A 24,626-nucleotide genomic window follows, 5' to 3' on the forward strand; every position below is an offset into this window, starting at 1 on the left:
TGAAAGCCACCTTGTCGTAATGGCGAATAAGAATGTATGACGGGCGAAGTGTAATTTTACGAAACGAGAGAAACCTTTTAATTTTTGACACACTCATTAAAAGGTGGCAAAGAATTAAAGAAATGAGAGATGCAGTTCACTATCCGTTAAAGAATACATCAGACAAATATTTTAATACAATGATGCGTAATTAATTATTTTAGATAGAAATATCCAGGTGTGATTTATTCAGAAGGGATATAACAGGCACAAAAAAACCGCCCGTAGGCGGTTTTTTCTGGATGCTTATTTAGCGCCCGGGATGCTGAAACGCTTGTTGAAGCGGTCAACACGGCCACCGGTTGCAACATCACGCTGCTTACCAGTGTAGAACGGGTGGCATTTGCCGCACACGTCCAGGTTCAGATCGTGACCCACGGTAGAGCGGATCTGGATAGAGTTACCGCAAGAACAGTTTGCAGTAATCATTTCGTATTTCGGGTGAATATCTTTTTTCATGGGAGAACCTCAGTTAAGGCCGCGTCGCTCTTCCAGCCCTAACGCCAGACACCACGCGATGTTGATTGTAAGTTCTTTGGCGTAAAGTACACCAAAGGCGGCGAATCATACAGAATTTGACCAACGTATGCAAACTGATCCGCACGCCGCTTTTACTAATGTGTATACTAACGCGCCACTTTTCAAGTCAGGAAGATTCGATGCCCGTCGCTCACGTTGCCCTGCCCGTTCCGCTTCCCCGTACCTTTGACTATCTGCTGCCCGACAGCATGAACGCCAAAGCGGGCTGCCGCGTGACCGTGCCGTTTGGCAAACAGCAGCGCGTGGGGATCGTTGTCTCCGTCAGCGATAAAAGCGAACTGCCGCTTAACGAACTGAAATCGGTCGTTGAGGTGCTGGACAGCGAGCCTGTTTACTCCACCAGCACCTGGCGACTGCTGCTGTGGGCGGCAGATTATTATCATCACCCGATTGGCGACGTCCTGTTCCACGCCCTGCCAATGATGCTGCGTCAGGGCAAAAGCGCCAGCCACGCGCCGATGTGGTACTGGTTTGCCACGGAGGAAGGCCAGGCCGTCGACATCAACAGCCTGAAGCGTTCGCAAAAACAGCAGCAGGCGCTGGCGGCGCTGCGTCAGGGGAAAATCTGGCGGCATCAGGTCGACGAGCTTGAGGTCAGCGAAACGGCGCTACAGGCATTGAGAAAGAAAGGGCTGAGCGACCTGGCAAGCGAAGCGCCTGCCCTTTACTACTGGCGGGAAAATTTCTCCGTGTCAGGGGATCGCCTGCGTCTGAATACCGAGCAGGCCACCGCGGTAGGCGCGATTCATAGCGCCTCCGATCATTTCTCTGCCTGGCTGCTGGCGGGGGTCACCGGTTCCGGCAAGACCGAAGTTTACCTGAGCGTGCTGGAAAACGTGCTCGCGCAGGGTAAACAGGCGCTGGTGATGGTGCCGGAAATTGGCCTGACGCCGCAAACCATCGCCCGATTCCGCGAGCGCTTTAACGCGCCGGTTGAGGTTCTGCACTCCGGCCTGAACGACAGCGAGCGCCTCAGCGCCTGGCTGAAAGCGAAAAACGGCGAAGCGGCGATTGTGATTGGCACCCGTTCGTCGCTGTTCACGCCGTTTAAAAATCTTGGCGTAATCGTGATCGACGAAGAGCACGACAGCTCCTATAAACAGCAGGAAGGCTGGCGCTATCACGCCCGCGATCTGGCCGTCTACCGCGCGCACAGCGAGCAAATTCCTATTGTTTTGGGATCCGCCACACCTGCGCTGGAAACGCTGCACAACGTGCGCCAGCGTAAATACCACATGCTGCGCCTGACGCGCCGGGCGGGGAATGCCCGTCCGGCCATTCAGCACGTGCTGGATCTGAAAGGTCAGCAGGTTCAGGCGGGGCTAGCGCCTGCACTGATTACCCGCATGCGCCAGCATTTGCAGGCGGGGAATCAGGTCATTCTGTTCCTCAACCGTCGCGGGTTTGCCCCCGCCCTGCTGTGCCACGACTGCGGCTGGATTGCCGAGTGCCCGCGCTGCGATCACTACTACACCTTCCATCAGGCCCAGCGGCATTTGCGCTGCCACCACTGCGACAGCCAGCGTCCGGTGCCGCGCCAGTGCCCGTCATGTGGTTCAACGCATATTGTGCCGGTCGGTCTGGGGACGGAACAGCTGGAACAGGCGCTTGGGCCCTTCTTCCCGGACGTGCCGATTTCGCGTATCGACCGGGACACCACCAGCCGCAAAGGCGCGCTGGAACAACAGCTGGCGGAAGTGCATCGCGGTGGCGCGCGCATCCTGATTGGCACCCAGATGCTGGCCAAGGGCCACCACTTCCCGGACGTGACGCTGGTCGCTCTGCTGGACGTGGACGGCGCGCTGTTCTCGGCAGATTTCCGCTCCGCCGAGCGCTTCGCCCAGCTTTACACCCAGGTTGCCGGACGAGCAGGACGCGCCGGTAAACAGGGCGAAGTGGTGCTGCAAACGCACCACCCGGAGCACCCGCTGCTGCAAACCCTGCTGCACAAAGGCTATGACGCCTTTGCCGAGCAGGCGCTGGCCGAACGCCAGACCATGCAACTGTCGCCGTGGACCAGCCACGTCATCATCCGCGCGGAAGATCATAACAACCAGCAGGCGCCACTTTTCCTGCAGCAGCTGAGAAACCTCCTGCAGGCCAGCCCGCTGGTGGATAACCAGCTGTGGATTTTGGGCCCGGTGCCTGCCCTCGCGCCAAAACGCGGCGGCCGTTTCCGCTGGCAGATCTTGCTCCAGCACCCCTCGCGTATTCGTCTTCAGCATATCGTCAGCGGCGCGCTGGTACTGATAAACACCTTGCCCGAAGCGCGAAAAGTGAAGTGGGTCCTGGACGTCGACCCTATCGAAGGCTGAAGCTGGATCGAAAAATTTAACGCTCCTCACACTTTTTATGAAAATTCTGTAACCGATTCCATTAACTATCTGTAAAAATGGTGATGTCAGAAGTTCGGTGTTCAGGCGAGGAGAAGACGTTGAAGTCCAGGAAAGAGGTTGCGACTGCGACCATGAAAGACGTTGCCCAGAAAGCACAGGTCTCTACGGCAACAGTATCCCGCGCATTAATGAACCCGGATAAAGTCTCCCAGGCGACCCGTAACCGGGTGGAGCAGGCTGCGCTTGAAGTGGGCTATTTTCCGCAGGCAATGGGGCGTAACGTCAAACGCAACGAGTCGCGCACCATCCTGGTGATTGTGCCGGACATCTGTGACCCTTTCTTTAGCGAGATTATCCGCGGCATTGAAGTCACCGCGGCGAAACAGGGGTATCTGGTGCTGATTGGCGACTGCGCCCACCAGAACCAGCAGGAAAAAACCTTCATCGACCTCATCATCACCAAGCAGATCGACGGCATGCTGCTGCTTGGCTCTCGCCTGCCGTTTGATGCCAGCATCGAAGAGCAGCGTAATTTACCGCCGATGGTCATGGCCAACGAGTTTGCGCCAGAGCTGGAGCTGCCGACGGTCCATATCGATAACCTTACCGCCGCGTTCAACGCCGTAAACTATCTCCAGGAGCTGGGGCATAAGCGTATTGGCTGCATCGCCGGGCCGGAAGAGATGCCGCTGTGTCACTACCGTTTGCAGGGCTACGTTCAGGCGCTGCGCCGGACCGGCGTCACCGTCGATCCGCACTACATTGCACGCGGTGATTTTACCTTCGCAGCCGGTGGACAGGCGCTGGAGAAACTTCTGGACCTGCCTGAGCCGCCAACCGCCGTATTTTGTCACAGCGACGTGATGGCGCTGGGCGCATTATCGTATGCCAAACGCCGCGGTCTTCGCATACCGAAAGATTTATCCATCATCGGATTCGATAATATTTCGCTTTCGGAATTTTGCGATCCGCCGCTCTCAACGGTCGCTCAGCCGCGCTACCAAATCGGCCGCGAAGCGATGCTGCTTCTGCTGGATCAGCTTCACGGTCAAACAGTTAGCAGCGGATCACGGTTACTGGACTGCGAACTGATCGTCCGCGGCACGACCCAGGCATTGACTTAAAGTAAACGTCTTTCGGATACCCTTATCTGGTCAAAGCCCCGCCGCTTAAGTAACATGGCGGACTGACGAACGAATAAATACAGCGAAACGATAGTGGCACAACGAGATTATGTACGTCGCGGCCAGCCGGCACCTTCGCGACGCAAAAAGAGTAGCTCAAGAAAAAAGCAACGTAACCTGCCTGCTGTCTCGCCAGCAATGGTCGCTATTGCTGCGGCTGTAGTCGTCGCCTTTATTGGTGGCCTGTACTTTATCACGCACCATAAAAAAGAAGAGTCCGAGGCGCTTCAGGCCAGTAAAGTCGCCGGAAATGGCCTCCCTCCGAAGCCTGAAGAGCGCTGGCGCTATATCAAAGAGCTGGAGAGCCGTCAGCCTGGGGTGCGTGCGCCAACCGAACCTTCTGCGGGTGGTGAAGTGCAGAATGCGAATCAGCTGACGGATGAACAGCGTCAGCTGCTGGCACAAATGCAGGCCGATATGCGCCAGCAGCCTACGCAGCTGAACGAAGTGCCGTGGAATGAGCAGACGCCGGAACAGCGTCAGCAAACGCTGCAGCGTCGCCAGGCACAACAGCAGATTCAGCAGCAACAGCAGTGGGCGCAAACTCAGCCGGTACAGCAGCCTAAGGCACAGCCGCGGGTCACGGAACAGCCGTATCAGCAGCCGACGCGTACGGTGCAGTCTCAGCCTGCCCAGCAGCAGCCTAAAACGCAGCCGCAGAAGCAGGCGGCTCAGCCGTATCAGGATCTGCTCCAGACGCCAGCGCATACCACCGCCCAGCAGCCGAAAACGCAGCAGGCCGCGCCGGTAACGAAAGAGACCGAAGCGCCGAAGCAGACGGCGGAGAAAAAAGACGAACGTCGCTGGATGGTACAGTGCGGTTCGTTCAAAGGTGCGGAGCAGGCGGAAACGGTGCGCGCGCAGCTGGCCTTTGAAGGGTTTGATTCGCGTATTACCACCAATAACGGCTGGAATCGCGTGGTGATTGGTCCGGTCAAAGGCAAAGAAAATGCCGATGGCACACTTTCTCGTTTGAAAATCGCCGGTCACACAAACTGCATTCGACTCGCCTCCGGGGGTTGAAACCCCCAAATTCCCCCCCATCTATCATTTAATTCAGCCCTGAGCACAGGCTCAGGGCTTCTGTTTCCCGATTCTGTAACCAGGGGGTCTGCTCGTGACAACAATAGTAAGTGTACGCCGTAACGGCCATGTGGTAATCGCCGGTGATGGCCAGGCCACGCTGGGTAATACCGTCATGAAAGGCAACGTGAAGAAAGTGCGTCGTCTCTACAACGACAAAGTGATCGCCGGCTTTGCAGGCGGCACGGCGGATGCTTTCACGCTGTTTGAACTGTTTGAACGTAAACTGGAAATGCACCAGGGTCATCTGGTGAAAGCCGCCGTTGAGCTGGCGAAAGACTGGCGTACCGACCGCATGCTGCGCAAGCTCGAAGCGCTGCTGGCGGTCGCCGATGAGACCGCATCGCTTATCATCACCGGTAACGGTGACGTGATTCAGCCGGAAAATGACCTGATTGCCATCGGCTCTGGCGGCCCTTATGCCCAGGCTGCTGCCCGCGCGCTGTTGGAAAATACCGACATGAACGCGCGTGATATCGCGGTGAAGGCGTTGGATATTGCAGGTGATATCTGCATCTATACCAACCACAACCACACCATCGAAGAATTGACCTCCAAAGCGTAAGGATCTCCCATGTCTGAAATGACCCCACGCGAAATTGTCAGCGAACTGAACAAACACATTATCGGCCAGGATAACGCCAAGCGCTCCGTGGCTATCGCCCTGCGTAACCGCTGGCGTCGTATGCAGCTTGACGAAGAGCTGCGCCACGAAGTTACGCCGAAAAACATTCTGATGATCGGCCCGACCGGCGTCGGTAAAACCGAAATCGCCCGTCGTCTGGCGAAGCTGGCTAACGCGCCGTTCATCAAAGTTGAAGCCACCAAGTTCACCGAAGTGGGCTATGTGGGTAAAGAAGTGGACTCCATCATCCGCGATCTGACCGACTCGGCGATCAAAATGGTGCGCGTCCAGGCGATTGAGAAAAACCGCTATCGCGCGGAAGAGATGGCCGAAGAGCGCATTCTCGACGTGCTGATCCCGCCGGCAAAAAACAACTGGGGTCAGGCTGAACAGCAGGCGGAACCGTCTGCTGCACGTCAGGCGTTCCGCAAAAAACTGCGTGAAGGCCAGCTGGATGACAAAGAGATTGAGATCGATCTCGCTGCCGCGCCAATGGGTGTGGAAATCATGGCGCCTCCGGGCATGGAAGAGATGACCAGCCAGCTGCAGTCCATGTTCCAGAACCTGGGCGGTCAGAAGCAAAAAGCGCGTAAGCTGAAAATCAAAGACGCGATGAAGCTGCTGATTGAAGAAGAAGCGGCGAAGCTGGTGAACCCGGAAGAGCTGAAGCAGGACGCTATCGACGCGGTTGAGCAGCACGGTATCGTGTTTATCGACGAAATCGACAAAATTTGTAAGCGCGGCGGCAACAGCTCCGGCCCGGACGTGTCCCGCGAAGGCGTTCAGCGCGACCTGCTGCCGCTGGTTGAAGGCTGCACCGTCTCCACCAAGCACGGCATGGTGAAAACGGACCACATCCTGTTTATCGCATCAGGTGCCTTCCAGGTTGCCAGCCCGTCGGATCTGATCCCGGAACTGCAGGGCCGTCTGCCTATCCGCGTTGAGCTGCAGGCGCTGACCACCGAAGATTTCGAACGTATCCTGACCGAGCCAAACGCCTCTGCCACCGTACAGTACAAAGCGCTGATGGCGACCGAAGGCGTGAACCTCGAGTTCACCGAAGACGGTATCAAACGTATTGCCCAGGCTGCATGGCAGGTGAACGAAACCACCGAAAACATCGGTGCGCGTCGTCTGCATACCGTACTGGAACGCCTGGTGGAAGATATCTCTTACGACGCGAGCGACCTGAACGGTCAAACCGTTACCATTGACGCAGAATATGTGAGTAAACATCTGGATGCGTTAGTGGCAGATGAAGATCTGAGCCGTTTTATCCTATAATCGCGGTTACTGGATTCTCATCACGTTTAATGGGGGCTAATGCCCCCATTTTTATTGGCTAAATACTTATGACTGACATCAGCCGTACGCAGGCGTGGCTCGAAAGTCTGCGCCCTAAAACACTCCCTCTGGCCTTCGCCGCGATTATCGTCGGCACGGCGCTTGCCTGGTGGCAGGGTTATTTCGATCCGCTGGTCGCCGCGCTGGCATTGATTACCGCCGGCCTGCTGCAAATCCTCTCCAACCTCGCCAACGACTACGGCGACGCGGTGAAAGGCAGCGACAAACCTGACCGTATCGGGCCGCTGCGTGGAATGCAAAAAGGGGTGATTACCCAGGCGCAGATGAAGCGCGCGTTGATTATCACCGTGGTGCTGATCTGTTTATCGGGTCTGGCGCTGGTGACGGTGGCATCTAAGACTCCCAGCGATTTCATTGGTTTTCTGGTGCTAGGCTTATTGGCCATTATCGCGGCCATCACCTACACCGTCGGCACGCGACCTTACGGTTATATTGGGCTCGGTGATATCTCCGTACTGGTGTTCTTCGGCTGGCTGAGCGTCATGGGAAGCTGGTACTTACAGGCGCATACGGTAATCCCTGCCCTGTTCCTGCCTGCGACCGCCTGCGGTCTGCTGGCGACAGCGGTGCTCAACATCAACAACCTGCGCGACATCGACAGCGATCGCGAGAACGGTAAAAACACCCTGGCGGTCCGTCTGGGGCCAGTGAATGCGCGTCGTTACCATGCCTGCCTGCTGATGGGGGCCCTGCTCTGCCTGGCGTTGTTTAACCTGATTTCCCTGCACAGTCTGTGGGGCTGGCTGTTTGTGCTTGCCGCGCCGCTGCTGATTAAGCAGGCCCGTTTTGTGATGCGTGAACGTAGCCCGGCCGCCATGCCGCCGATGCTGGAGCGCACGGTAAAAGGCGCGCTGCTGACTAACCTGTTGTTCGTCATCGGGATTGTCTTAAGCCAGACGCTCAGTTAGCTGACAAATATCAATTAACAATTGATGATTTTGCCAACAACGCATTTCGCACGATATACTGAACACATTCGCAGCAACTGAGCGTTAAACCTATGAAATACGATACCTCCGAGCTTTGTGACATCTACCAGGAAGATGTCAACGTCGTTGAACCGCTGTTCTCCAACTTTGGTGGGCGGTCGTCGTTTGGCGGACAGATCGTCACGGTGAAATGTTTCGAGGATAACGGGTTGTTGTACGATCTGCTCGAACAGAACGGCCGCGGCCGCGTACTGGTGGTCGATGGCGGCGGTTCCGTGCGGCGCGCATTGATTGATGCTGAGCTGGCCGGTATTGCCGTGCAGAACGAGTGGGAAGGCCTTGTGGTGTACGGTTCCGTGCGTCAGGTGGACGATCTGGAAGACCTCGATATCGGGATTCAGGCCATCGCGGCCATACCGGTAGGGGCGGCGGGTGACGGTATCGGCGAAAGCGACGTGCGCGTCAATTTCGGCGGCGTGACCTTCTTCTCCGGCGACCATCTCTACGCCGATAATACCGGCATTATTCTTTCCGAAGATCCGCTGGATATCGAGTAATAAAACCGTAAGCGTGGACCATAAAAAAACCGCCAACAGCAATGTGGCGGTTTTTTTGTCCCTCGGGATTCGCGGTCCGTTGGGAAGGTTTGCAACCTTTAACCAGGATTTTTATCTTACCCTGGTTCAAATCTCAGGTAACCCCATCGACCCTTTATAAATTCCTAATTAACTATTAAAGCTGCTGCTGCTCATTATGATGCATCGTCCCTTTCCGCCATCTCGCACATGGGCATCGGTCCAGGGAAAGGTGTATTCACAACCGTTAAGCAACCTTTAACCGGGCTTGTGTCCACCGACTTATCACCGGTGGTGAACGGTGGAGCGGTTAGCAGCAGGGACCGCATAATGAAACGCTATTTATGTATCGCGTTCATTGTCGCCAGCGTACTAGTTGTAAAGAGTGATGAACCGAATGTGTTCGTTGCTTTTGCTATGACAGCGCAGGACAAGTAGCGTTAAGGCCGCCTCTGGCGGCCTTTTTTATAACTGGCATAAAAAAAGCCGGGTAGCGGCATCGCCTTACCCGGCCTGTTCAGTTCACCCCAATGGGAATCAGACTTCTTCCATACGTCCCAGCAGCGCCTGCAGGCGATCCTGCCAGCCGTTCTGCTGTTCGCGCAGCTGGTTGTTTTCGCGCTCCAGTTCTTCGCGGCCGTGCTGCGCGTTCTGTACTTCCTGCGCCAGGCTGTTGTTCTTCTCTTTCAGCTCTTCAATTTCCATCTGCAGCAGGGTGATGGTGTCAATCGCCTGCTGTACTTTCGATTCCAGTTTCTCAAACACTTCTAAAGACATGATGCTACCTCTCCTGAATTGCAAGGCGACGCTTTAACATAAACGCGCACGACATATACCGTCGATTGTATGGAGCGCGGCGCTCTGTGTCCAGCGACACACCGCGCAGATCGCGGTTTGCAACACTTTTAGGTCTGGTCCTGGTGCGTTCGCGTCATATCCCCCTAAATTGTTAACTCATTCGTTAATGAAATGATTCAGCTCTCATTCCTGTACCGATCTTGTACTGCTGTAAAAATGTGCTTTATGGCGCGAAAACGCTCATTTTATTGACACAGACCACACATTTTGATTTCGATATTTCTCGTTTTTGCTCGTTAACGATAAATTAACACTATGTCTACAGGGCATCGTGGCTGTCACGGGCGGCCATGCTAACAATAAACATCAATTTCTTCAGGATTCCGATTATGAGTCAGACATCAACCTTAAAAGGCCAGTGCATTGCCGAGTTCCTTGGTACCGGGTTGTTGATATTCTTCGGAGTGGGCTGTGTCGCTGCACTGAAAGTGGCGGGTGCCAGTTTTGGTCAGTGGGAAATCAGTATCATCTGGGGTCTGGGCGTGGCGATGGCCATCTACCTGACTGCAGGGGTTTCTGGTGCACATCTTAACCCGGCGGTGACTATCGCACTGTGGCTGTTCGCGTGCTTCGACGGACGCAAAGTTGTTCCTTTCATTCTTTCTCAGTTTGCCGGCGCGTTTTGCGCAGCGGCGTTAGTTTACGGGCTTTATTACAATCTTTTCATCGACTTCGAACAGACGCATCATATGGTGCGCGGCAGCGTCGAAAGTCTGGATCTGGCAGGCATCTTCTCAACCTATCCAAACCCGCATATCAATTTTGTGCAGGCGTTCGCAGTTGAAATGGTGATTACCGCTATTCTGATGGGCGTTATCCTGGCGCTGACCGACGACGGAAACGGCATTCCGCGCGGCCCGCTGGCCCCACTGCTGATTGGCCTGCTGATCGCGGTGATTGGCGCTTCCATGGGCCCGCTGACCGGCTTCGCGATGAACCCGGCACGTGATATCGGACCTAAAGCGTTCGCCTTTATCGCAGGCTGGGGCGACGTCGCCTTCACCGGCGGCAAAGACATTCCTTACTTCCTGGTACCGCTGTTTGCGCCAGTTGTCGGGGCTGCGCTGGGTGCGTTTAGCTACCGCAAATTAATTGGTCGCCATTTACCGTGCGACACCTGTGTGGAAGAGGAGAAGGAAACGACTTCTACCGCACAACAAAAAGCTTCGCTGTAATCTGACTACGGGACACATACCATGACCGAAAAAAAATATATCGTTGCGCTCGACCAGGGCACTACCAGCTCCCGCGCTGTCGTAATGGATCATGACGCGAACATCGTCAGCGTGTCACAGCGCGAATTTGAGCAAATTTACCCTCGTCCAGGCTGGGTCGAACACGACCCAATGGAGATCTGGGCGTCACAAAGCTCCACGCTGGTCGAAGTGCTGGCGAAAGCCGATATCAGTTCCGACGAGATTGCCGCGATTGGTATCACTAACCAGCGTGAAACGACGATTGTCTGGGAACGTGAAACCGGTAAGCCTATTTACAACGCCATCGTCTGGCAGTGCCGCCGTACCTCTGAGATTTGCGAACAGCTGAAGCGCGACGGCATGGAAGAGTACGTGCGCAGCGCCACCGGCCTGGTGGTTGACCCGTATTTCTCCGGCACCAAAGTGAAATGGATCCTCGACCATGTGGAAGGTTCACGTGAGCGTGCAAAGCGCGGCGAGCTGCTGTTCGGTACCGTTGACACCTGGCTTATCTGGAAGATGACCCAGGGACGCGTTCACGTCACCGACTACACCAACGCCTCGCGTACCATGCTGTTCAACATCAACACCCTGGAGTGGGATGACAAGATGCTGGACGCGCTGGATATCCCACGCGCGATGCTGCCTGAAGTGCGCAAGTCTTCTGAGGTATATGGCCAGACCAACATCGGCGGTAAAGGCGGCACCCGTATTCCTATCGCGGGTATCGCCGGTGACCAGCAGGCGGCGCTGTTCGGCCAGCTGTGCGTCAAGGAAGGGATGGCGAAGAACACCTACGGCACCGGCTGCTTTATGCTGATGAACACCGGCGAGAAAGCGGTGAAATCAGAAAACGGCCTGCTGACCACCATTGCCTGCGGCCCGCGCGGCGAAGTGAACTATGCCCTGGAAGGTGCGGTGTTCATGGCCGGCGCGTCTATCCAGTGGCTGCGTGACGAGATGAAGCTGATCAGCGATGCGTTCGACTCCGAGTACTTCGCGACCAAAGTGAAAGACACCAACGGCGTGTACGTGGTGCCTGCGTTCACCGGTCTGGGCGCACCGTACTGGGACCCGTATGCACGCGGCGCGATTTTCGGTCTGACGCGTGGCGTGAATTCTAACCACATTATTCGCGCCACCCTGGAATCCATCGCCTACCAGACGCGCGACGTGCTGGAAGCGATGCAGGCGGACTCTGGCATTCGTCTGCACGCCCTGCGCGTGGACGGCGGTGCGGTCGCGAATAACTTCCTGATGCAGTTCCAGTCCGACATTCTGGGCACCCGCGTTGAGCGTCCTGAAGTGCGTGAAGTGACGGCGCTGGGCGCGGCGTACCTTGCCGGTCTGGCGGTAGGCTTCTGGCAGAACCTGGACGAGCTGCAGGAAAAAGCGGTGATCGAACGCGAATTCCGCCCGGGCATCGAAACCACCGAGCGTAACTTCCGCTACAGCGGCTGGAAGAAAGCGGTGAAACGCGCCCTGGCGTGGGAAGAGCACGACGAGTAAGACAAACTTACCCCTCTCCCCTTTGGGGAGAGGGGACTTAAAACCCCCCTCCCCACTCTGTGATAAACTTCGTGCAATTCCTTTTGATTGCACGAGTACCTCATGAAACGTGAACTTGCTATCGAGTTTTCCCGCGTCACCGAAGCGGCCGCCCTTGCAGGCTATAAATGGCTGGGTCGTGGTGACAAAAATACCGCCGACGGCGCAGCCGTCCATGCCATGCGCATTGTGCTTAACCAGGTCAACATCGACGGCACTATCGTGATCGGCGAAGGCGAGATCGACGAAGCGCCAATGCTCTATATCGGTGAAAAAGTCGGTACCGGCAAAGGTGATGCTGTGGATATCGCCGTCGACCCGATCGAAGGTACGCGCATGACGGCAATGGGTCAGGCCAACGCCCTCGCGGTGCTGGCCGTAGGCGATAAGGGCTGCTTCCTTAACGCGCCGGATATGTACATGGAAAAGCTGATTGTCGGTCCTGGCGCAAAAGGCGCAATCGACCTCAGCCTGCCGCTGGAAGAGAACCTGCGTAACGTCGCCAGCGCGCTGAACAAACCGCTGAGCGAACTCACCGTCACCATTCTGGCAAAACCGCGCCACGACGCCACTATCGCGCAGATGCAAAAGCTCGGCGTGCGCGTGTTTGCCATTCCGGATGGTGACGTTGCCGCCTCGATCCTGACCTGCATGCCGGACAGTGAAGTGGACGTACTGTACGGCATCGGCGGCGCGCCGGAAGGCGTAGTCTCTGCGGCAGTGATCCGCGCGCTGGACGGCGATATGCAGGCTCGTCTGCTGCCCCGCCACGAGGTGAAAGGCGACAGCGAAGAGAATCGCCGTATCGGGGAAAACGAGCTGGCACGCTGCGAAGCGATGGGTATCGAGGCCAACAAAGTGCTGGCGCTACATGATATGGCCCGTAGCGATAACGTGGTCTTCTCGGCGACCGGTATCACCAAAGGGGATCTGCTGGACGGCATCAGCCGCAAGGGCAATATGGCGACCACCGAAACGCTGCTGATCCGCGGCAAATCGCGCACCATTCGCCGCATCCAGTCTATCCACTATCTCGACCGCAAAGACCCGGACGTACAGACGCACATTCTGTAAAACCGTTTGATCGATAGAGCTTTCCGGCCCAAATGGGCTGGAAATCTCCCCGTTAAGTACGGAAGATAGAACAGAGAAACAGCACAGGAGAAGATCATGGCGGACTGGGTAACAGGTAAAGTCACAAAGGTACAGTTCTGGACCGATGCGCTATTTAGTCTCACCGTGCATGCTCCCGTCCACCCGTTTAAAGCCGGGCAATTTGCGAAGCTGGGGCTGGATGTCGACGGCGAGCGCGTGCAGCGCGCCTACTCTTACGTTAACGCGCCTGATAACCCGGATCTCGAGTTCTATCTGGTCACCGTTCCTGACGGTAAACTCAGCCCGCGCCTTGCCGCCCTTAAGCCCGGCGACGAGGTGCAGATCGTGAGTGAAGCAGCAGGCTTCTTTGTGCTCGAAGAGATCCCGGATTGTGACACGCTCTGGATGCTGGCAACCGGCACGGCCATCGGTCCTTATCTCTCTATTTTGCAGTACGGCAAAGACCTCGAGCGCTTTAAAAACATCGTGCTGGTGCATGCCGCGCGCTACGCCGCAGACCTGAGCTACCTGCCGCAGATGCAGGCGCTGGAGCAGCAGTACGGCGGAAAGTTAAAGATTCAGACGGTGGTCAGCCGCGAAACCGTAGCAGGAACGCTGACCGGCCGCGTGCCGGCGCTTATTGAGAGTGGTGCCCTGGAAGAGGCGGTGGGTTTGCCGCTGAACGCTGAAACCAGCCACGTCATGCTGTGTGGCAACCCGCAGATGGTACGGGACACGCAGCAGCTTCTGAAGGATACCCGGCAGATGACGAAACATCTTCGCCGCCGGCCAGGCCATATGACCGCCGAACACTACTGGTGATCAGCGGTATTTCACCTCAACGGTGTCTTTACCGTATTTGTTTTCGCTCTGGGTGCCAATAAACGCGCCCAGATCGACAATCATCATCACGAAGATGACCGACGGCAGCAGCCTGCCCACAACCCACGGCAGGATGGACGGCAGCATCGCCCAGTTTCCCGCCACCAGCATCCACGCCAGAATAATCAGAAATGCCCACGCGCCGGAACGACCGCGATCGTGCAGGCGTTTCACGACGACAGCCGCCGTTGGCCAGAGCAGGCAGACCAGCGCGAAGGCCGCCGTTTGCGTGCTTAGCCATGCGTTATAGGCAACGAAAAACAGAAACAGCATGGCGACAACCCACGTCACCATCCAGATCCAGAAATCACGGCGTCCAATACGCCCTTTGAATGAAAACAGCCACTGCTGTATGGTCATGTAAGGTTCCTTATTATCATATCGCGCGCATTTTATCCTGGAGTTGTGACCTTTTGACAAGCCGACCAGATATCGTTTTAATCATGAGCACTTACGGCCAGGGGCAATGTTGATGAAAAGTTCGACACATTCTCTTTTCCTGTGTTTAGCGCTGCTCAGCGCGGGCTTTACCCTGCACGCCGCCGAAACCACAGCCCCGACCACCGCACCGTATCTGCTGGCGGGCGCACCGTCGTTCGATCAGTCCATCAGTCAGTTTCGTGAAGCCTTCAATCAGGCCAACCCCACGCTGCCGCTGGATGAGTTTCGTGCCATTGATGGCCCCCGCGACACGCCTACCCTGACCCGTGCGGCAAGCAAGATTAACGAGAATTTGTATGCCTCCACGGCGCTGGAGCGCGGGACGTTAAAAATCAAAAGCATGCAAATCACCTGGCTGCCAATACAGGGGCCAGAGCAGAAAGCCGCGAAGGCAAAAGCGCTGGAGTATATGAGCGCGGTCCTGCAGGCGTTTACCCCTGCGCTAACGAAAAAGCAAAGCCAGCAAAAGCTGCAAAAACTCCTCACCGTCGGTAAAAACAAGCGTTACTACGCCGATACCGAAGGCGCGATCCGCTATGTTGTGGCGGACAACGGCGAAAAAGGACTGACCTTCGCTGTTGAACCGATTAAGCTGGCACTATCAGACACCCTTGGCGGGGCGAATTAATGACAAAAAGCAAAGCCTTTCGAGGGAAAATCTCTATACTGATTCACAGACCATGCTGCCCGACAGGGTGGCCATATTCCTTAATTCGCTTATTGAGCGTGGAGAATTGAAATGCGACATCCTTTAGTGATGGGTAACTGGAAACTGAACGGCAGCCGCCACATGGTAAACGAACTGGTTGCGAACCTGCGTAAAGAGCTGGCTGGCGTGACCGGCTGCGCGGTTGCTATCGCTCCGCCGGATATGTATCTGGATCTGGCTAAACGTGCCGCTGACGGCAGCCACATCATTCTGGGCGCGCAGAACGTTGACGTTAACCTGTCTGGCGCGTTCACCGGTGAAACCTCCGCTGAAATGCTGAAAGATATCGGCGCGAAATACATCATCATCGGCCACTCCGAGCGTCGCACCTATCACAAAGAATCCGACGAGTTCATCGCGAAGAAATTCGCCGTGCTGAAAGAGCAGGGTCTGATCCCGGTTCTGTGCATCGGTGAAACCGAAGCAGAAAACGAAGCGGGCAAAACTGAAGAAGTGTGCGCACGTCAGATCGACGCAGTGCTGAAAACTCAGGGCGCGGCAGCGTTCGAAGGCGCGGTAATCGCTTACGAGCCAGTCTGGGCGATCGGTACCGGCAAATCAGCAACCCCTGCGCAGGCTCAGGCGGTTCACAAATTCATCCGTGACCACATTGCGAAAGCTGACGCCAAAGTGGCTGAGCAAGTGATCATCCAGTACGGCGGTTCCGTTAACGCGTCTAACGCTGCTGAGCTGTTCACCCAGCCAGACATCGATGGCGCGCTGGTTGGCGGTGCATCCCTGAAAGCGGACGCTTTCGCGGTGATCGTTAAAGCAGCAGAAGCGGCTAAACAGGCGTAATTGCCTTTGTGGCGGGTGGCGCTTGCGCTAACCCGTCCTACAGTTCTGTAGGCCCGGTAAGCGTCAGCGCCACCGGGCTTTTTTACAGCCGTCCCAGCAGGCTAAACCACAGATAATCCAGCGGCAGCAGCACCAGATACGTCGCTATCGCCAGCGCCAGACAGAGCACCATCCCCGCCCTGGCAGGCACCTTTCCTAGCCCCATCGCCACCACGATCGGCGACGCCTGATACGGCAGCAGCGGCGTGGAATAGCCGAGCACCTGAATCATGATCACCGACAGCAGCGGGAAGCCGGTCGCATCCGAGAAGCTTTGCGCCAGGGTGGTATACAGCGCAGGAACGCCGTTGGCGGTCATAATGAAGTTGAGTGCGGTGGTGATCCCGGTCAACGCCAGGAAACTGGTGAACGGTTGGTCTGCATCGAGCGGCATAATGCGGAGCAACGCCTCGCCCACCGCCGTTCCGATACCGGTTTGCGTCACGACGATCGCCAGCCCAAGAATGCCCGCGACGTAAATGCAGGTACGCATATTCACCCCCGCAGAAAACTCCTCCCCGGTGATAAAACCGATACGCGGCAGCATAACGATGACCGACGCCGCCAGCCCGGTCCAGGCGGGCCCAACACCGTGCCAGCTCTCCGTCACCCACATCCCCAGCACCACCGCCAGCAGCCAGGCAAGACGCTTTTCGTCCCGCCCCATAGGCTCAGACGGCGCCTGTTCCTTCGGCGGTTTTGGGCTGCCGGGAAAAAGCCAGCAGATCAGGCCAATCAGAATCAGGCCTTTGAGAACGCCCAGCACCGGCGTGTGCAGCAGCAGATACGGGACATAGTTCAGATGGATGCCGTACGAGCCTTCCGCCGCACCGCTCATCACCAGGTTAGGCACGTTAGCGGGCAGAATCGTTGCCGAAAGCTGGAACGTCCCAAACCCTACCGCCAGCGCCAGACCAAACCAGGCGCGGGAGCCGTCGGCGATACCGGCGCGTTTCGCCATTGCGGCGACAATCGGCATCAGCAGCGCAATACGTCCCATATTCGACGGCATCACAAACGCCAGCGCATAGCTCAGCAGCACCACGCTCGCTACCATTAATACCCAGGAGTCGGTGAGCTTTGCCGACAGCGCCCGGGCGGCCCGGTCTGCCAGACCGGTTTTACGGATCGCCACGCCGAGCACGAATCCGCTGAAGACCAGCCAGAAGGCCGAGGAAGCAAAACCGCCGAAAATCACCTCCGGCGGGGCGATCTTCGCGGTCATTGCCGCCGTAAAGAACAGCAGCGCGGTGATAAATTCCGGCAACAGCGACGTCGCCCATAGCACGATAGTGACGCCAACGATCAGTGAGGGTACCAGCAGAGGATACGTTGACCAGAGCGACATACCTGTCTCCTGTAGAATTTTTCAGCAAGTCTACGGCGACAGGCAGGGCGAGTAAACGCTATTTATGGTGGGGTCAATTTAGAATAGCGCATTGATGATCCTGCAGTTCCTCAGCTGACGCGCGGTTAAGCATCAGCAAGTTACGTTCGGTTGCCAGCAACACAAACGAACCATCGGACTGCTGCGCCATCGCCAGGGCAAAGCGCCCCATATGGTCGCGCGCTTCCGGCAGCTCTTCAGCCAGCATTATGAACGGGCTGCGCTGCACCAGTTCATTCTCCGTCACACGACGAGCAAGATACTCATGCCCTTCCAGCCCGCCGGGAAGCGGCAGCCACTGGGTGCTGATTTCTCCCTGCGCGGCGTTGAGTTTCTCGCGCACGTCCGGGCGCAGACAGGAGATATGAATATGTAAATGGTTCTGCGTGCGCCCTGTCGGCGAGTTAATCGTCAGCGAAATGGCGCTGTCGGGCACCTCGGATCCGCGCTTCAGGGTCATAAAGCTGCGCGACTGCCAGGCCAGCCAGAAAAAGTTCGGCGTGTGCGCTTCGGTCAATAGCGGGCTCTCGGTGCCGTTGATGCGATATGTCGGCATCAGCAGATATTGCAGCGGCCCGTTGCGGTCTTTAAAGACCACATAGCCTGCATCCGTTTTCACCTGCGCACACGGTGCCGGGTTACGATTCTGGATCTGATTCGGCACACACTGGTCGAGAACGATATGTCGCAACGCATTCGGATTACCCGCTTTCATCCAGTACACGCCGCCAGCGGCAAGGGCGATGACAATGAGGATCAATAAGATAATTTTTTTCACAACGCGTTCCCTGTTTTCAATAGAGGCAAAAGAGTAACGCAAAATGATGACCAAATAAAAAACCCGGCGGATTTCTCACGCCGGGTTACCGTGTCATTGGCTAATGGTTAGCGCTGGCTGATCTGGTCGAACGTGCCGCCGTTAGAGAAGTGCTCTTTCTGCGCTTTCGTCCAGCCGCCGAACTCGTCATCAATGGTGAAGAGTTTCAGTTTAGGGAAGACGCTTTCGTATTTCTTCGCCACCGCCGGATCGCGTGGGCGATAGAAGTTTTTCGCCGCAATTTCCTGGCCTTCTGGCGAGTAGAGATACTTCAGGTAGGCTTCTGCCACCGCTTTGGTATCTTTCTTCTCAACCACTTTATCGACAACAGAGACGGTCGGCTCAGCCAGAATCGATTCGCTTGGGGTCACGATTTCGAACTTGTCTTTACCCAGCTCGTTAGTGGCCAGCAGGGCTTCGTTTTCCCATGCGATCAGCACGTCGCCAATCCCGCGCTCGACGAAGGTGTTGGTGGCGCCACGCGCGCCGGAGTCCAGCACCTCAACGTTTTTATACAGCGCTTTCACGAATTCCTGGGCTTTAGCCTGGTCACCGTTGTTGTGGTGCAGCGCGTAGCCCCACGCGCCCAGGTAGTTCCAGCGAGCACCGCCAGAGCTTTTCGGGTTAGGGGTGATGACGGACACGCCTGGCTTAATCAGGTCATTCCAGTCATGGATCTGTTTCGGGTTGCCTTTACGGACCAGGAAAACGATGGTCGAGGTGTATGGCGCGGAGTTATCCGGCAGGCGTTTGATCCAGTTTTTGTCGATACGGCCACGCTCGGCGATCGCGTCAACATCGTAGGCGAGCGCCAGGGTCACCACGTCAGCTTCGATACCGTTGATGACGGAGGTCGCCTGCTTGCCAGAACCGCCGTGAGACTGGCGAACCACGACATTGTCGCCGGTTTCCTGTTTCCAGTGTGCCGCAAACGCTTTGTTGTATTGCTCGTACAGTTCACGCGTCGGGTCGTATGACACGTTCAGTAACTGGATGTCCTTAGCCAGAACGCTGGTCGATGCCAGCAATAATGTTAAACCCACGCCCCATTTATTCATCGCCCAGCTCTCTTGTGTAGTGTTTTGATGAATGCAGCGTGCCAGAAAGCGAATCGAGGATTAAAGAATAAAAAAAGATTGGCTATAACGTAGTGGAATAAAAAGCGTGCACGCATAAAAAAGCCGGGTGGCGGCTACGCCTTACCCGGCCTACGAGTCGTGCTTTTGTAGGCCCGGTAAGCGCAGCGCCACCGGGCAACAGAGCCAATCAGTACAGTTTTTTCGCGCAGTCCAGCCAGTCACCTTTGAACGGACGCTTCATGTTTTCAATCGCGTCGATGATGTCATGGTGAACCAGTTTTTCGTTCTGAATACCGACGCAGCGTCCGCCGTGGCCCTGCAGCAGCAGTTCGATTGCGTACGCGCCCATACGGGACGCCAGAATACGGTCATACGGGCCAGGGGAACCGCCACGCTGGATGTGCCCCAGTACGGTGGCACGGGTTTCACGCTTGGTTTCGGTTTCGATGTACTTGGCCAGCTCGTCAACGTCACAGATGTGCTCGGTGATAGCTACGATCGCGTGTTTCTTGCCTTTCGCGATGCCCGCTTTGATTTCAGCTACCAGATCTTCACGGCTGAATTCCACTTCCGGAACCACGACAAACTCACAGCCACCCGCAATCGCCGCAGCCAGGGTCAAGTCACCGCAGTAACGCCCCATCACTTCAACGATAGAGATACGCTGGTGAGAAGAAGAGGTGTCACGCAGGCGGTCAATCGCTTCAACAACGGTTCCCAGCGCGGTGAAGTAGCCGATGGTGTAGTCGGTGCCTTTGATATCGTTGTCGATAGTGCCTGGCAGACCGATGCACGGGAAGCCCATTTCTGTCAGACGTTTTGCACCCATGTACGAGCCGTCACCACCGATAACCACCAGGGCGTCCAGGCCACGTTTTTTCATGTTCTCGATAGCCACTTCACGAACGTGTTCATCACGGAATTCCGGGAAGCGTGCAGACCCAAGGAAGGTACCGCCACGGTTGATCATGTCAGACACGCTGTAACGGTCGAGCTGAACCATACGGTCTTCATACAGACCCAGGTAACCATCATAGATACCAAAAACTTCCAGACCTTCCGTCAGCGCCGCGCGAACAACCCCACGAATTGCCGCGTTCATGCCCGGCGCATCACCGCCGCTTGTCAACACACCGATTTTCTTAATCATGACTACCTCTGAACTTAGGAATGCAAAATTGAAATCTGTTGCCGGAAGAAACTTATCGACCAACGAATACTGCAAATAGTATATCAATCCCTTCCAGCTGAATTGATTCAGGTCAGACCAAATGGCGGTAATTTATACACAAAATGCTGGCCTGGCTCACTTTTTTACAACGAATTACGAAAGCCCAACATGTCCGGGTACAACCGAGCAGGGATCCTGGTGAATGATGACGTCTGAACCAGGAAAACGCTGCAAAATCGCCTGCTCAACCTGCTCAGCAATCACGTGAGCCTGAACCAGTGGCAGGTTGTCTTCCATTTCAATATGAATCTGAATAAAGCGGGTCGGCCCTGACTGCCGCGTTCGAAGATCGTGCGCACCGCTGACGCCGGGCCAGGCGGTCACGATAGAAAAAATTTCATTGCGTTCTGAGTCCGGGAGGGCGCGGTCAAGCAGTGATTGCACCGCTTCATACCCCATCCGCAGGGCGCTATATAAAATATAGATACCAATCCCTAACGCAAACAACGCATCGGCCCGATGCCAGCCATACCAGGCCAGACCGAGCGCAATAAGAATAGCCCCATTCATCATAACATCAGATTGATAATGAAGCATATCCGCCCGTACGGCCTGACTTTGCGTTTTGCGAACGACCCAGCGCTGGAACGTTACCAGAACAAGTGTGCATATAAGCGCGACAATCGTCACAACGACGCCAACGCCGGGATCGTTCATCGGTGTCGGCGAGACGAGATGCTGAATGCCGGTGAGAAACAGGAACAGCGCAGAACCGGATATAAACATGCTCTGCGCCAGCGCGGCCAGCGACTCCGCTTTGCCGTGCCCAAATGTGTGCTCTTCATCCGCTGGCTGCAGCGAGTAACGCACCACCAGCAGGTTGGTCAGCGAGGCGGCAATATCGACCAGCGAATCCACCAGCGCCGCCAGAATACTGACCGATCCGGTATACCACCACGCAAAAACCTTAATGACCAGCAAACACGACGCCATGATGGTCGCGGCCATGGCGGCCCGGTTTACCAGTCTTCCATAGGATTGATTCATAAACGCTCCTGTCATGTCATGCCGCTAGTATAACGGAAGCATGTGGAGTCGAAGGATGAATAAACGGTTAACAAATCAGAATGCGGGGCAAAAAAAACCCCCACATCATGTGGGGGAAGACAGGGATGGTGTCTATGGCAAGGAAAACAGGGTTTACTGGTTACTACGGGTACTGCTATTGCTACTGAAAAACGTCGTTTCTGAGCTTCGCTGCATCCGTGCAACCTCACGCAGCTGATCCATACGCTGCTGATGTCTGGTGTTCAAAACCGCTTGCTGCTCGGGCGTTAGCAGGTGGAACATCTGGTTGCGGACCTTCGCCATTTCAACCTGGCGAGCAACCTGTTCCTGTGCCATTTTTTCGGCCTGAGCGCGCACAGCGCTTTCGTCAAAATTTTCTGCGGTGACAAGGCGATGCATTGTCTCCATTTCGCTAACATTAACAGGGGGCTGGTCGTGTCTCGCCCTCTGCATCAGATCTCGCATCTGTTGACGCTGATGTTCGGTTAAACTTATGCCGTCAAACATATGGCTTTGGCTACTGTGCTGCGTTGTGTCCTCTTGTGAGGAACCGTTATCGCTGATGATAGCTACAGCAGCCTGGCTAAACGCACTGAACGCCAGCGTTGAGGCCATGACGGCAGCGGTAACTTTGCGCATCACTTGCTCCCAAAATCTTTCGTGTCGCGATTCAACGAGAGACAGTCTACGATTCAGGCTGCAAACATGCGTCAGGGGGTGTAAAACAACGTAAAGTCATGGATTAGACAGCCTTGATGTCGTAATTTCTGCCTCGGAGGTATTTAAACAATGAATAAAATCCTGTTAGTTGATGATGACCGAGAGCTCACATCCCTTTTAAAGGAGTTGCTCGACATGGAAGGTTTCAACGTCCTGGTTGCCCATGATGGCGAGCAGGCGCTGAGTCTCCTTGACGACAGCATCGATTTACTTTTGCTCGACGTGATGATGCCGAAGAAAAACGGTATTGATACGTTGAAAGAGCTTCGCCAGACACACCAGACTCCCGTTATCATGCTGACCGCTCGCGGCAGCGAACTCGATCGCGTACTCGGCCTTGAGCTGGGCGCGGATGACTATTTACCGAAGCCGTTTAACGACCGCGAACTGGTCGCCCGTATTCGCGCGATCCTGCGTCGTTCCCACTGGAGCGAGCAGCAGCAGAATACCGACAACAGCTCACCTACCCTTGAAGTCGACTCCCTGAGCCTGAACCCGGGCCGTCAGGAAGCGAGCTTTGATGGCCAGACGCTGGAACTGACCGGCACGGAGTTCACCCTGCTGTATCTGCTGGCGCAGCACCTCGGCCAGGTGGTTTCGCGTGAACATTTAAGCCAGGAAGTGCTGGGCAAACGTCTGACCCCGTTTGACCGCGCCATCGACATGCACATCTCTAACCTGCGCCGTAAGCTGCCGGAGCGTAAAGACGGTCACCCATGGTTTAAAACCCTGCGTGGTCGCGGTTATCTGATGGTTTCCGCTTCATGATCGGAAGCTTAACCGCCCGCATCTTCGCCATCTTCTGGCTGACGCTGGCACTGGTTTTAATGCTCGTACTGATGTTGCCAAAACTCGACTCACGCCAGATGACGGAGCTTCTCGACAGCGAGCAACGTCAGGGCGTGATGATCGAGCAGCACGTGGAAGCCGAGCTGGCAAACGATCCGCCAAACGATTTAATGTGGTGGCGCAGGCTATTTCGCGCTATCGACAAGTGGGCGCCGCCCGGACAACGCCTGCTGCTGGTGACCAGCGAAGGCCGCGTGATTGGCGCCGATCGCAATGAAATGCAGATCATCCGCAACTTCATTGGCCAGGCAGATAACGCCGATCACCCCCAGAAGAAAAAATATGGCCGCGTAGAGATGGTGGGGCCGTTCTCCGTCAGAGATGGCGAGGATAACTATCAGCTCTACCTGATTCGCCCCGCGAGCAGCTCCCAGTCCGACTTTATCAACCTGCTGTTTGACCGCCCTCTCCTGCTGCTGATTGTTACTATGCTGGTCAGCTCGCCGCTGCTGTTATGGCTGGCGTGGAGCCTGGCAAAACCGGCCCGTAAGCTGAAAAATGCGGCTGACGAAGTGGCCCAGGGTAACCTGCGACAACACCCAGAACTGGAAGCCGGACCGCAGGAGTTCCTTGCTGCCGGGACCAGTTTTAACCAGATGGTGAGCGCTCTTGATCGCATGATGACGGCACAACAGCGTCTGCTGTCGGATATCTCGCACGAACTGCGCACCCCGCTTACGCGCTTACAGCTTGGCACCGCGCTGCTGCGCCGCCGCAGCGGGGAGAGCAAAGAGCTGGAGCGTATCGAAACCGAAGCGCATCGTCTGGACAGCATGATCAACGATCTGCTGGTCATGTCGCGCAATCAGCAGAAAAACGCGCTGGTGAGCGAAACGGTGAAAGCCAATCATCTGTGGCATGAAGTGCTGGATAACGCGGCGTTCGAAGCGGAGCAGATGGGCAAATCCTTCACCGTCAACTTCCCGCCGGGTCCGTGGCCGCTGTACGGTAACCCCAACACGCTGGAAAGCGCGCTGGAGAATATCGTGCGTAACGCCCTGCGCTACTCGCACACGAAGATTGAGGTGGCGTTCTCGGTGGATAAAGACGGGATCACCGTCATTGTCGACGACGACGGTCCTGGCGTCAGCCCGGAAGACCGCGAGCAGATTTTCCGTCCGTTCTACCGTACCGACGAAGCGCGCGACCGGGAATCGGGCGGTACGGGACTGGGTCTGGCGATTGTGGAAACCGCCATGCAGCAGCATCGCGGCTGGGTGAAAGCCGACGACAGCCCGCTGGGTGGGCTGCGGTTAACGCTGTGGCTACCGTTGTATAAGCGTTCGTAGCTGT

24 protein-coding genes are annotated in these 24,626 nt (G+C 56.1%); 15 read left to right on the forward strand and 9 right to left on the reverse strand.

Annotated elements, in window-relative coordinates:
- Nucleotides 1-285: 285 nt before the first annotated feature.
- Nucleotides 286-498 carry a 50S ribosomal protein L31 gene (gene rpmE, locus KGP25_RS23770; RefSeq protein WP_003862040.1) on the reverse strand — a complete coding sequence of 71 codons (213 nt, stop codon included), beginning with the start codon at nt 496-498 and terminating at the stop codon, nt 286-288.
- Between the two features lie 200 nt (nt 499-698).
- Here rpmE and priA point away from each other — a divergent pair, with 200 nt between their 5' ends.
- The 7 genes from priA (at nt 699) to rraA (ending at nt 8,658) form a co-directional block, all read left to right on the forward strand.
- Entirely contained in the window at nt 699-2,894 is a 2,196-nt protein-coding gene (priA, locus tag KGP25_RS23775) for a primosomal protein N' (RefSeq protein WP_223539697.1), read from the forward strand.
- A 119-nt stretch (nt 2,895-3,013) separates the two neighbouring features.
- Entirely contained in the window at nt 3,014-4,039 is a 1,026-nt protein-coding gene (gene cytR / locus KGP25_RS23780; protein ID WP_223539698.1) for a DNA-binding transcriptional regulator CytR, read from the forward strand.
- Between the two features lie 93 nt (nt 4,040-4,132).
- Nucleotides 4,133-5,122, forward strand: a complete 990-nt coding sequence (gene ftsN / locus KGP25_RS23785; RefSeq protein WP_167215579.1) for a cell division protein FtsN — start codon at nt 4,133-4,135, stop codon at nt 5,120-5,122.
- 94 nt (nt 5,123-5,216) lie between these two features.
- Complete coding sequence (hslV, locus tag KGP25_RS23790) at nt 5,217-5,747, forward strand: ATP-dependent protease subunit HslV (protein WP_008501802.1); 531 nt, start codon at nt 5,217-5,219, stop codon at nt 5,745-5,747.
- A 9-nt stretch (nt 5,748-5,756) separates the two neighbouring features.
- Nucleotides 5,757-7,091, forward strand: a complete 1,335-nt coding sequence (gene hslU / locus KGP25_RS23795) for an HslU--HslV peptidase ATPase subunit (protein ID WP_023309685.1) — start codon at nt 5,757-5,759, stop codon at nt 7,089-7,091.
- 68 nt (nt 7,092-7,159) lie between these two features.
- Complete coding sequence (gene menA, locus KGP25_RS23800; RefSeq protein WP_048226854.1) at nt 7,160-8,080, forward strand: 1,4-dihydroxy-2-naphthoate polyprenyltransferase; 921 nt, start codon at nt 7,160-7,162, stop codon at nt 8,078-8,080.
- 92 nt (nt 8,081-8,172) lie between these two features.
- Nucleotides 8,173-8,658 (forward strand): ribonuclease E activity regulator RraA, encoded by a 486-nt coding sequence (gene rraA, locus KGP25_RS23805; protein WP_023309687.1) that lies wholly within the window; start codon nt 8,173-8,175, stop codon nt 8,656-8,658.
- A gap of 555 nt (nt 8,659-9,213) precedes the next feature.
- On the opposite strand, the gene zapB is transcribed toward rraA, so the two are convergent.
- Nucleotides 9,214-9,453, reverse strand: a complete 240-nt coding sequence (zapB, locus tag KGP25_RS23810; RefSeq protein ID WP_010436935.1) for a septal ring assembly protein ZapB — start codon at nt 9,451-9,453, stop codon at nt 9,214-9,216.
- A 410-nt stretch (nt 9,454-9,863) separates the two neighbouring features.
- On the opposite strand from zapB, the gene KGP25_RS23815 reads away from it, so the two are divergent.
- The 4 genes from KGP25_RS23815 (at nt 9,864) to fpr (ending at nt 14,195) form a co-directional block, all read left to right on the forward strand.
- Nucleotides 9,864-10,709 (forward strand): MIP/aquaporin family protein, encoded by an 846-nt coding sequence (locus KGP25_RS23815; protein ID WP_014885705.1) that lies wholly within the window; start codon nt 9,864-9,866, stop codon nt 10,707-10,709.
- Nucleotides 10,710-10,730: 21 nt separating this feature from the next.
- Nucleotides 10,731-12,239 carry a glycerol kinase GlpK gene (glpK, locus tag KGP25_RS23820; protein WP_014885706.1) on the forward strand — a complete coding sequence of 503 codons (1,509 nt, stop codon included), beginning with the start codon at nt 10,731-10,733 and terminating at the stop codon, nt 12,237-12,239.
- Nucleotides 12,240-12,341: 102 nt separating this feature from the next.
- The gene (gene glpX, locus KGP25_RS23825) at nt 12,342-13,352 is read left to right on the forward strand and encodes a class II fructose-bisphosphatase (RefSeq protein ID WP_023293599.1); all 1,011 of its coding nucleotides are present in this window, start codon (nt 12,342-12,344) and stop codon (nt 13,350-13,352) included.
- A gap of 96 nt (nt 13,353-13,448) precedes the next feature.
- Complete coding sequence (fpr, locus tag KGP25_RS23830; RefSeq protein ID WP_045909118.1) at nt 13,449-14,195, forward strand: ferredoxin--NADP(+) reductase; 747 nt, start codon at nt 13,449-13,451, stop codon at nt 14,193-14,195.
- Here the strand turns inward: fpr and KGP25_RS23835 are convergent, their stop codons facing one another.
- Entirely contained in the window at nt 14,196-14,615 is a 420-nt protein-coding gene (locus KGP25_RS23835; RefSeq protein ID WP_223539699.1) for a DUF805 domain-containing protein, read from the reverse strand.
- Between the two features lie 112 nt (nt 14,616-14,727).
- Between KGP25_RS23835 and KGP25_RS23840 the strand changes: the two genes are divergently transcribed.
- Both KGP25_RS23840 and tpiA read left to right on the forward strand, forming a co-directional pair.
- Nucleotides 14,728-15,324 carry a DUF1454 family protein gene (locus KGP25_RS23840; protein WP_223539700.1) on the forward strand — a complete coding sequence of 199 codons (597 nt, stop codon included), beginning with the start codon at nt 14,728-14,730 and terminating at the stop codon, nt 15,322-15,324.
- Nucleotides 15,325-15,435: 111 nt separating this feature from the next.
- On the forward strand, nt 15,436-16,203 hold the full coding sequence (gene tpiA, locus KGP25_RS23845) for a triose-phosphate isomerase (RefSeq protein ID WP_003862019.1): 768 nt from the start codon (nt 15,436-15,438) through the stop codon (nt 16,201-16,203).
- A gap of 82 nt (nt 16,204-16,285) precedes the next feature.
- On the opposite strand, the gene KGP25_RS23850 is transcribed toward tpiA, so the two are convergent.
- The 6 genes from KGP25_RS23850 to cpxP form a co-directional block, all read right to left on the reverse strand.
- Nucleotides 16,286-17,590: an SLC13 family permease gene (locus KGP25_RS23850; RefSeq protein ID WP_126535055.1), complete on the reverse strand. Its 1,305-nt coding sequence runs from the start codon at nt 17,588-17,590 to the stop codon at nt 16,286-16,288.
- 73 nt (nt 17,591-17,663) lie between these two features.
- On the reverse strand, nt 17,664-18,407 hold the full coding sequence (locus KGP25_RS23855) for a CDP-diacylglycerol diphosphatase (protein ID WP_223539701.1): 744 nt from the start codon (nt 18,405-18,407) through the stop codon (nt 17,664-17,666).
- A gap of 107 nt (nt 18,408-18,514) precedes the next feature.
- Complete coding sequence (locus KGP25_RS23860) at nt 18,515-19,504, reverse strand: sulfate ABC transporter substrate-binding protein (RefSeq protein ID WP_024909198.1); 990 nt, start codon at nt 19,502-19,504, stop codon at nt 18,515-18,517.
- A 208-nt stretch (nt 19,505-19,712) separates the two neighbouring features.
- Nucleotides 19,713-20,675: a 6-phosphofructokinase gene (gene pfkA, locus KGP25_RS23865; RefSeq protein WP_008501816.1), complete on the reverse strand. Its 963-nt coding sequence runs from the start codon at nt 20,673-20,675 to the stop codon at nt 19,713-19,715.
- Between the two features lie 174 nt (nt 20,676-20,849).
- On the reverse strand, nt 20,850-21,743 hold the full coding sequence (gene fieF / locus KGP25_RS23870) for a CDF family cation-efflux transporter FieF (RefSeq protein WP_045909114.1): 894 nt from the start codon (nt 21,741-21,743) through the stop codon (nt 20,850-20,852).
- Between the two features lie 153 nt (nt 21,744-21,896).
- Nucleotides 21,897-22,403, reverse strand: a complete 507-nt coding sequence (cpxP, locus tag KGP25_RS23875) for a cell-envelope stress modulator CpxP (RefSeq protein WP_045909112.1) — start codon at nt 22,401-22,403, stop codon at nt 21,897-21,899.
- 150 nt (nt 22,404-22,553) lie between these two features.
- Here cpxP and cpxR point away from each other — a divergent pair, with 150 nt between their 5' ends.
- Both cpxR and cpxA read left to right on the forward strand, forming a co-directional pair.
- Nucleotides 22,554-23,252: an envelope stress response regulator transcription factor CpxR gene (gene cpxR / locus KGP25_RS23880; RefSeq protein ID WP_006179159.1), complete on the forward strand. Its 699-nt coding sequence runs from the start codon at nt 22,554-22,556 to the stop codon at nt 23,250-23,252.
- On the forward strand, nt 23,249-24,622 hold the full coding sequence (gene cpxA / locus KGP25_RS23885) for an envelope stress sensor histidine kinase CpxA (protein WP_014885717.1): 1,374 nt from the start codon (nt 23,249-23,251) through the stop codon (nt 24,620-24,622). Before cpxR ends, cpxA begins: the two co-directional genes overlap by 4 nt.
- Nucleotides 24,623-24,626: the final 4 nt, after the last annotated feature.

Source organism: Enterobacter sp. JBIWA003 (genome assembly GCF_019968825.1).
In the GTDB taxonomy this organism is placed as follows: domain Bacteria; phylum Pseudomonadota; class Gammaproteobacteria; order Enterobacterales; family Enterobacteriaceae; genus Enterobacter; species Enterobacter quasiroggenkampii.

Excerpts from the sequence above, each read along its gene's own strand:
- fieF (WP_045909114.1), bottom strand. The coding sequence starts at position 21,743 with ATGAATCAATCCTATGGAAGACTGGTAAACCGGGCCGCCATGGCCGCG.
- KGP25_RS23840 (WP_223539700.1), top strand. The coding sequence starts at position 14,728 with ATGAAAAGTTCGACACATTCTCTTTTCCTGTGTTTAGCGCTGCTCAGC.
- glpK (WP_014885706.1), top strand. The coding sequence starts at position 10,731 with ATGACCGAAAAAAAATATATCGTTGCGCTCGACCAGGGCACTACCAGC.
- priA (WP_223539697.1), top strand. The coding sequence starts at position 699 with ATGCCCGTCGCTCACGTTGCCCTGCCCGTTCCGCTTCCCCGTACCTTT.
- rpmE (WP_003862040.1), bottom strand. The coding sequence starts at position 498 with ATGAAAAAAGATATTCACCCGAAATACGAAATGATTACTGCAAACTGT.
- KGP25_RS23815 (WP_014885705.1), top strand. The coding sequence starts at position 9,864 with ATGAGTCAGACATCAACCTTAAAAGGCCAGTGCATTGCCGAGTTCCTT.
- cpxA (WP_014885717.1), top strand. The coding sequence starts at position 23,249 with ATGATCGGAAGCTTAACCGCCCGCATCTTCGCCATCTTCTGGCTGACG.
- rraA (WP_023309687.1), top strand. The coding sequence starts at position 8,173 with ATGAAATACGATACCTCCGAGCTTTGTGACATCTACCAGGAAGATGTC.
- cpxP (WP_045909112.1), bottom strand. The coding sequence starts at position 22,403 with ATGCGCAAAGTTACCGCTGCCGTCATGGCCTCAACGCTGGCGTTCAGT.
- cpxR (WP_006179159.1), top strand. The coding sequence starts at position 22,554 with ATGAATAAAATCCTGTTAGTTGATGATGACCGAGAGCTCACATCCCTT.
- hslU (WP_023309685.1), top strand. The coding sequence starts at position 5,757 with ATGTCTGAAATGACCCCACGCGAAATTGTCAGCGAACTGAACAAACAC.
- fpr (WP_045909118.1), top strand. The coding sequence starts at position 13,449 with ATGGCGGACTGGGTAACAGGTAAAGTCACAAAGGTACAGTTCTGGACC.
- pfkA (WP_008501816.1), bottom strand. The coding sequence starts at position 20,675 with ATGATTAAGAAAATCGGTGTGTTGACAAGCGGCGGTGATGCGCCGGGC.
- KGP25_RS23850 (WP_126535055.1), bottom strand. The coding sequence starts at position 17,590 with ATGTCGCTCTGGTCAACGTATCCTCTGCTGGTACCCTCACTGATCGTT.
- menA (WP_048226854.1), top strand. The coding sequence starts at position 7,160 with ATGACTGACATCAGCCGTACGCAGGCGTGGCTCGAAAGTCTGCGCCCT.
- zapB (WP_010436935.1), bottom strand. The coding sequence starts at position 9,453 with ATGTCTTTAGAAGTGTTTGAGAAACTGGAATCGAAAGTACAGCAGGCG.
- KGP25_RS23860 (WP_024909198.1), bottom strand. The coding sequence starts at position 19,504 with ATGAATAAATGGGGCGTGGGTTTAACATTATTGCTGGCATCGACCAGC.
- glpX (WP_023293599.1), top strand. The coding sequence starts at position 12,342 with ATGAAACGTGAACTTGCTATCGAGTTTTCCCGCGTCACCGAAGCGGCC.
- KGP25_RS23835 (WP_223539699.1), bottom strand. The coding sequence starts at position 14,615 with ATGACCATACAGCAGTGGCTGTTTTCATTCAAAGGGCGTATTGGACGC.
- tpiA (WP_003862019.1), top strand. The coding sequence starts at position 15,436 with ATGCGACATCCTTTAGTGATGGGTAACTGGAAACTGAACGGCAGCCGC.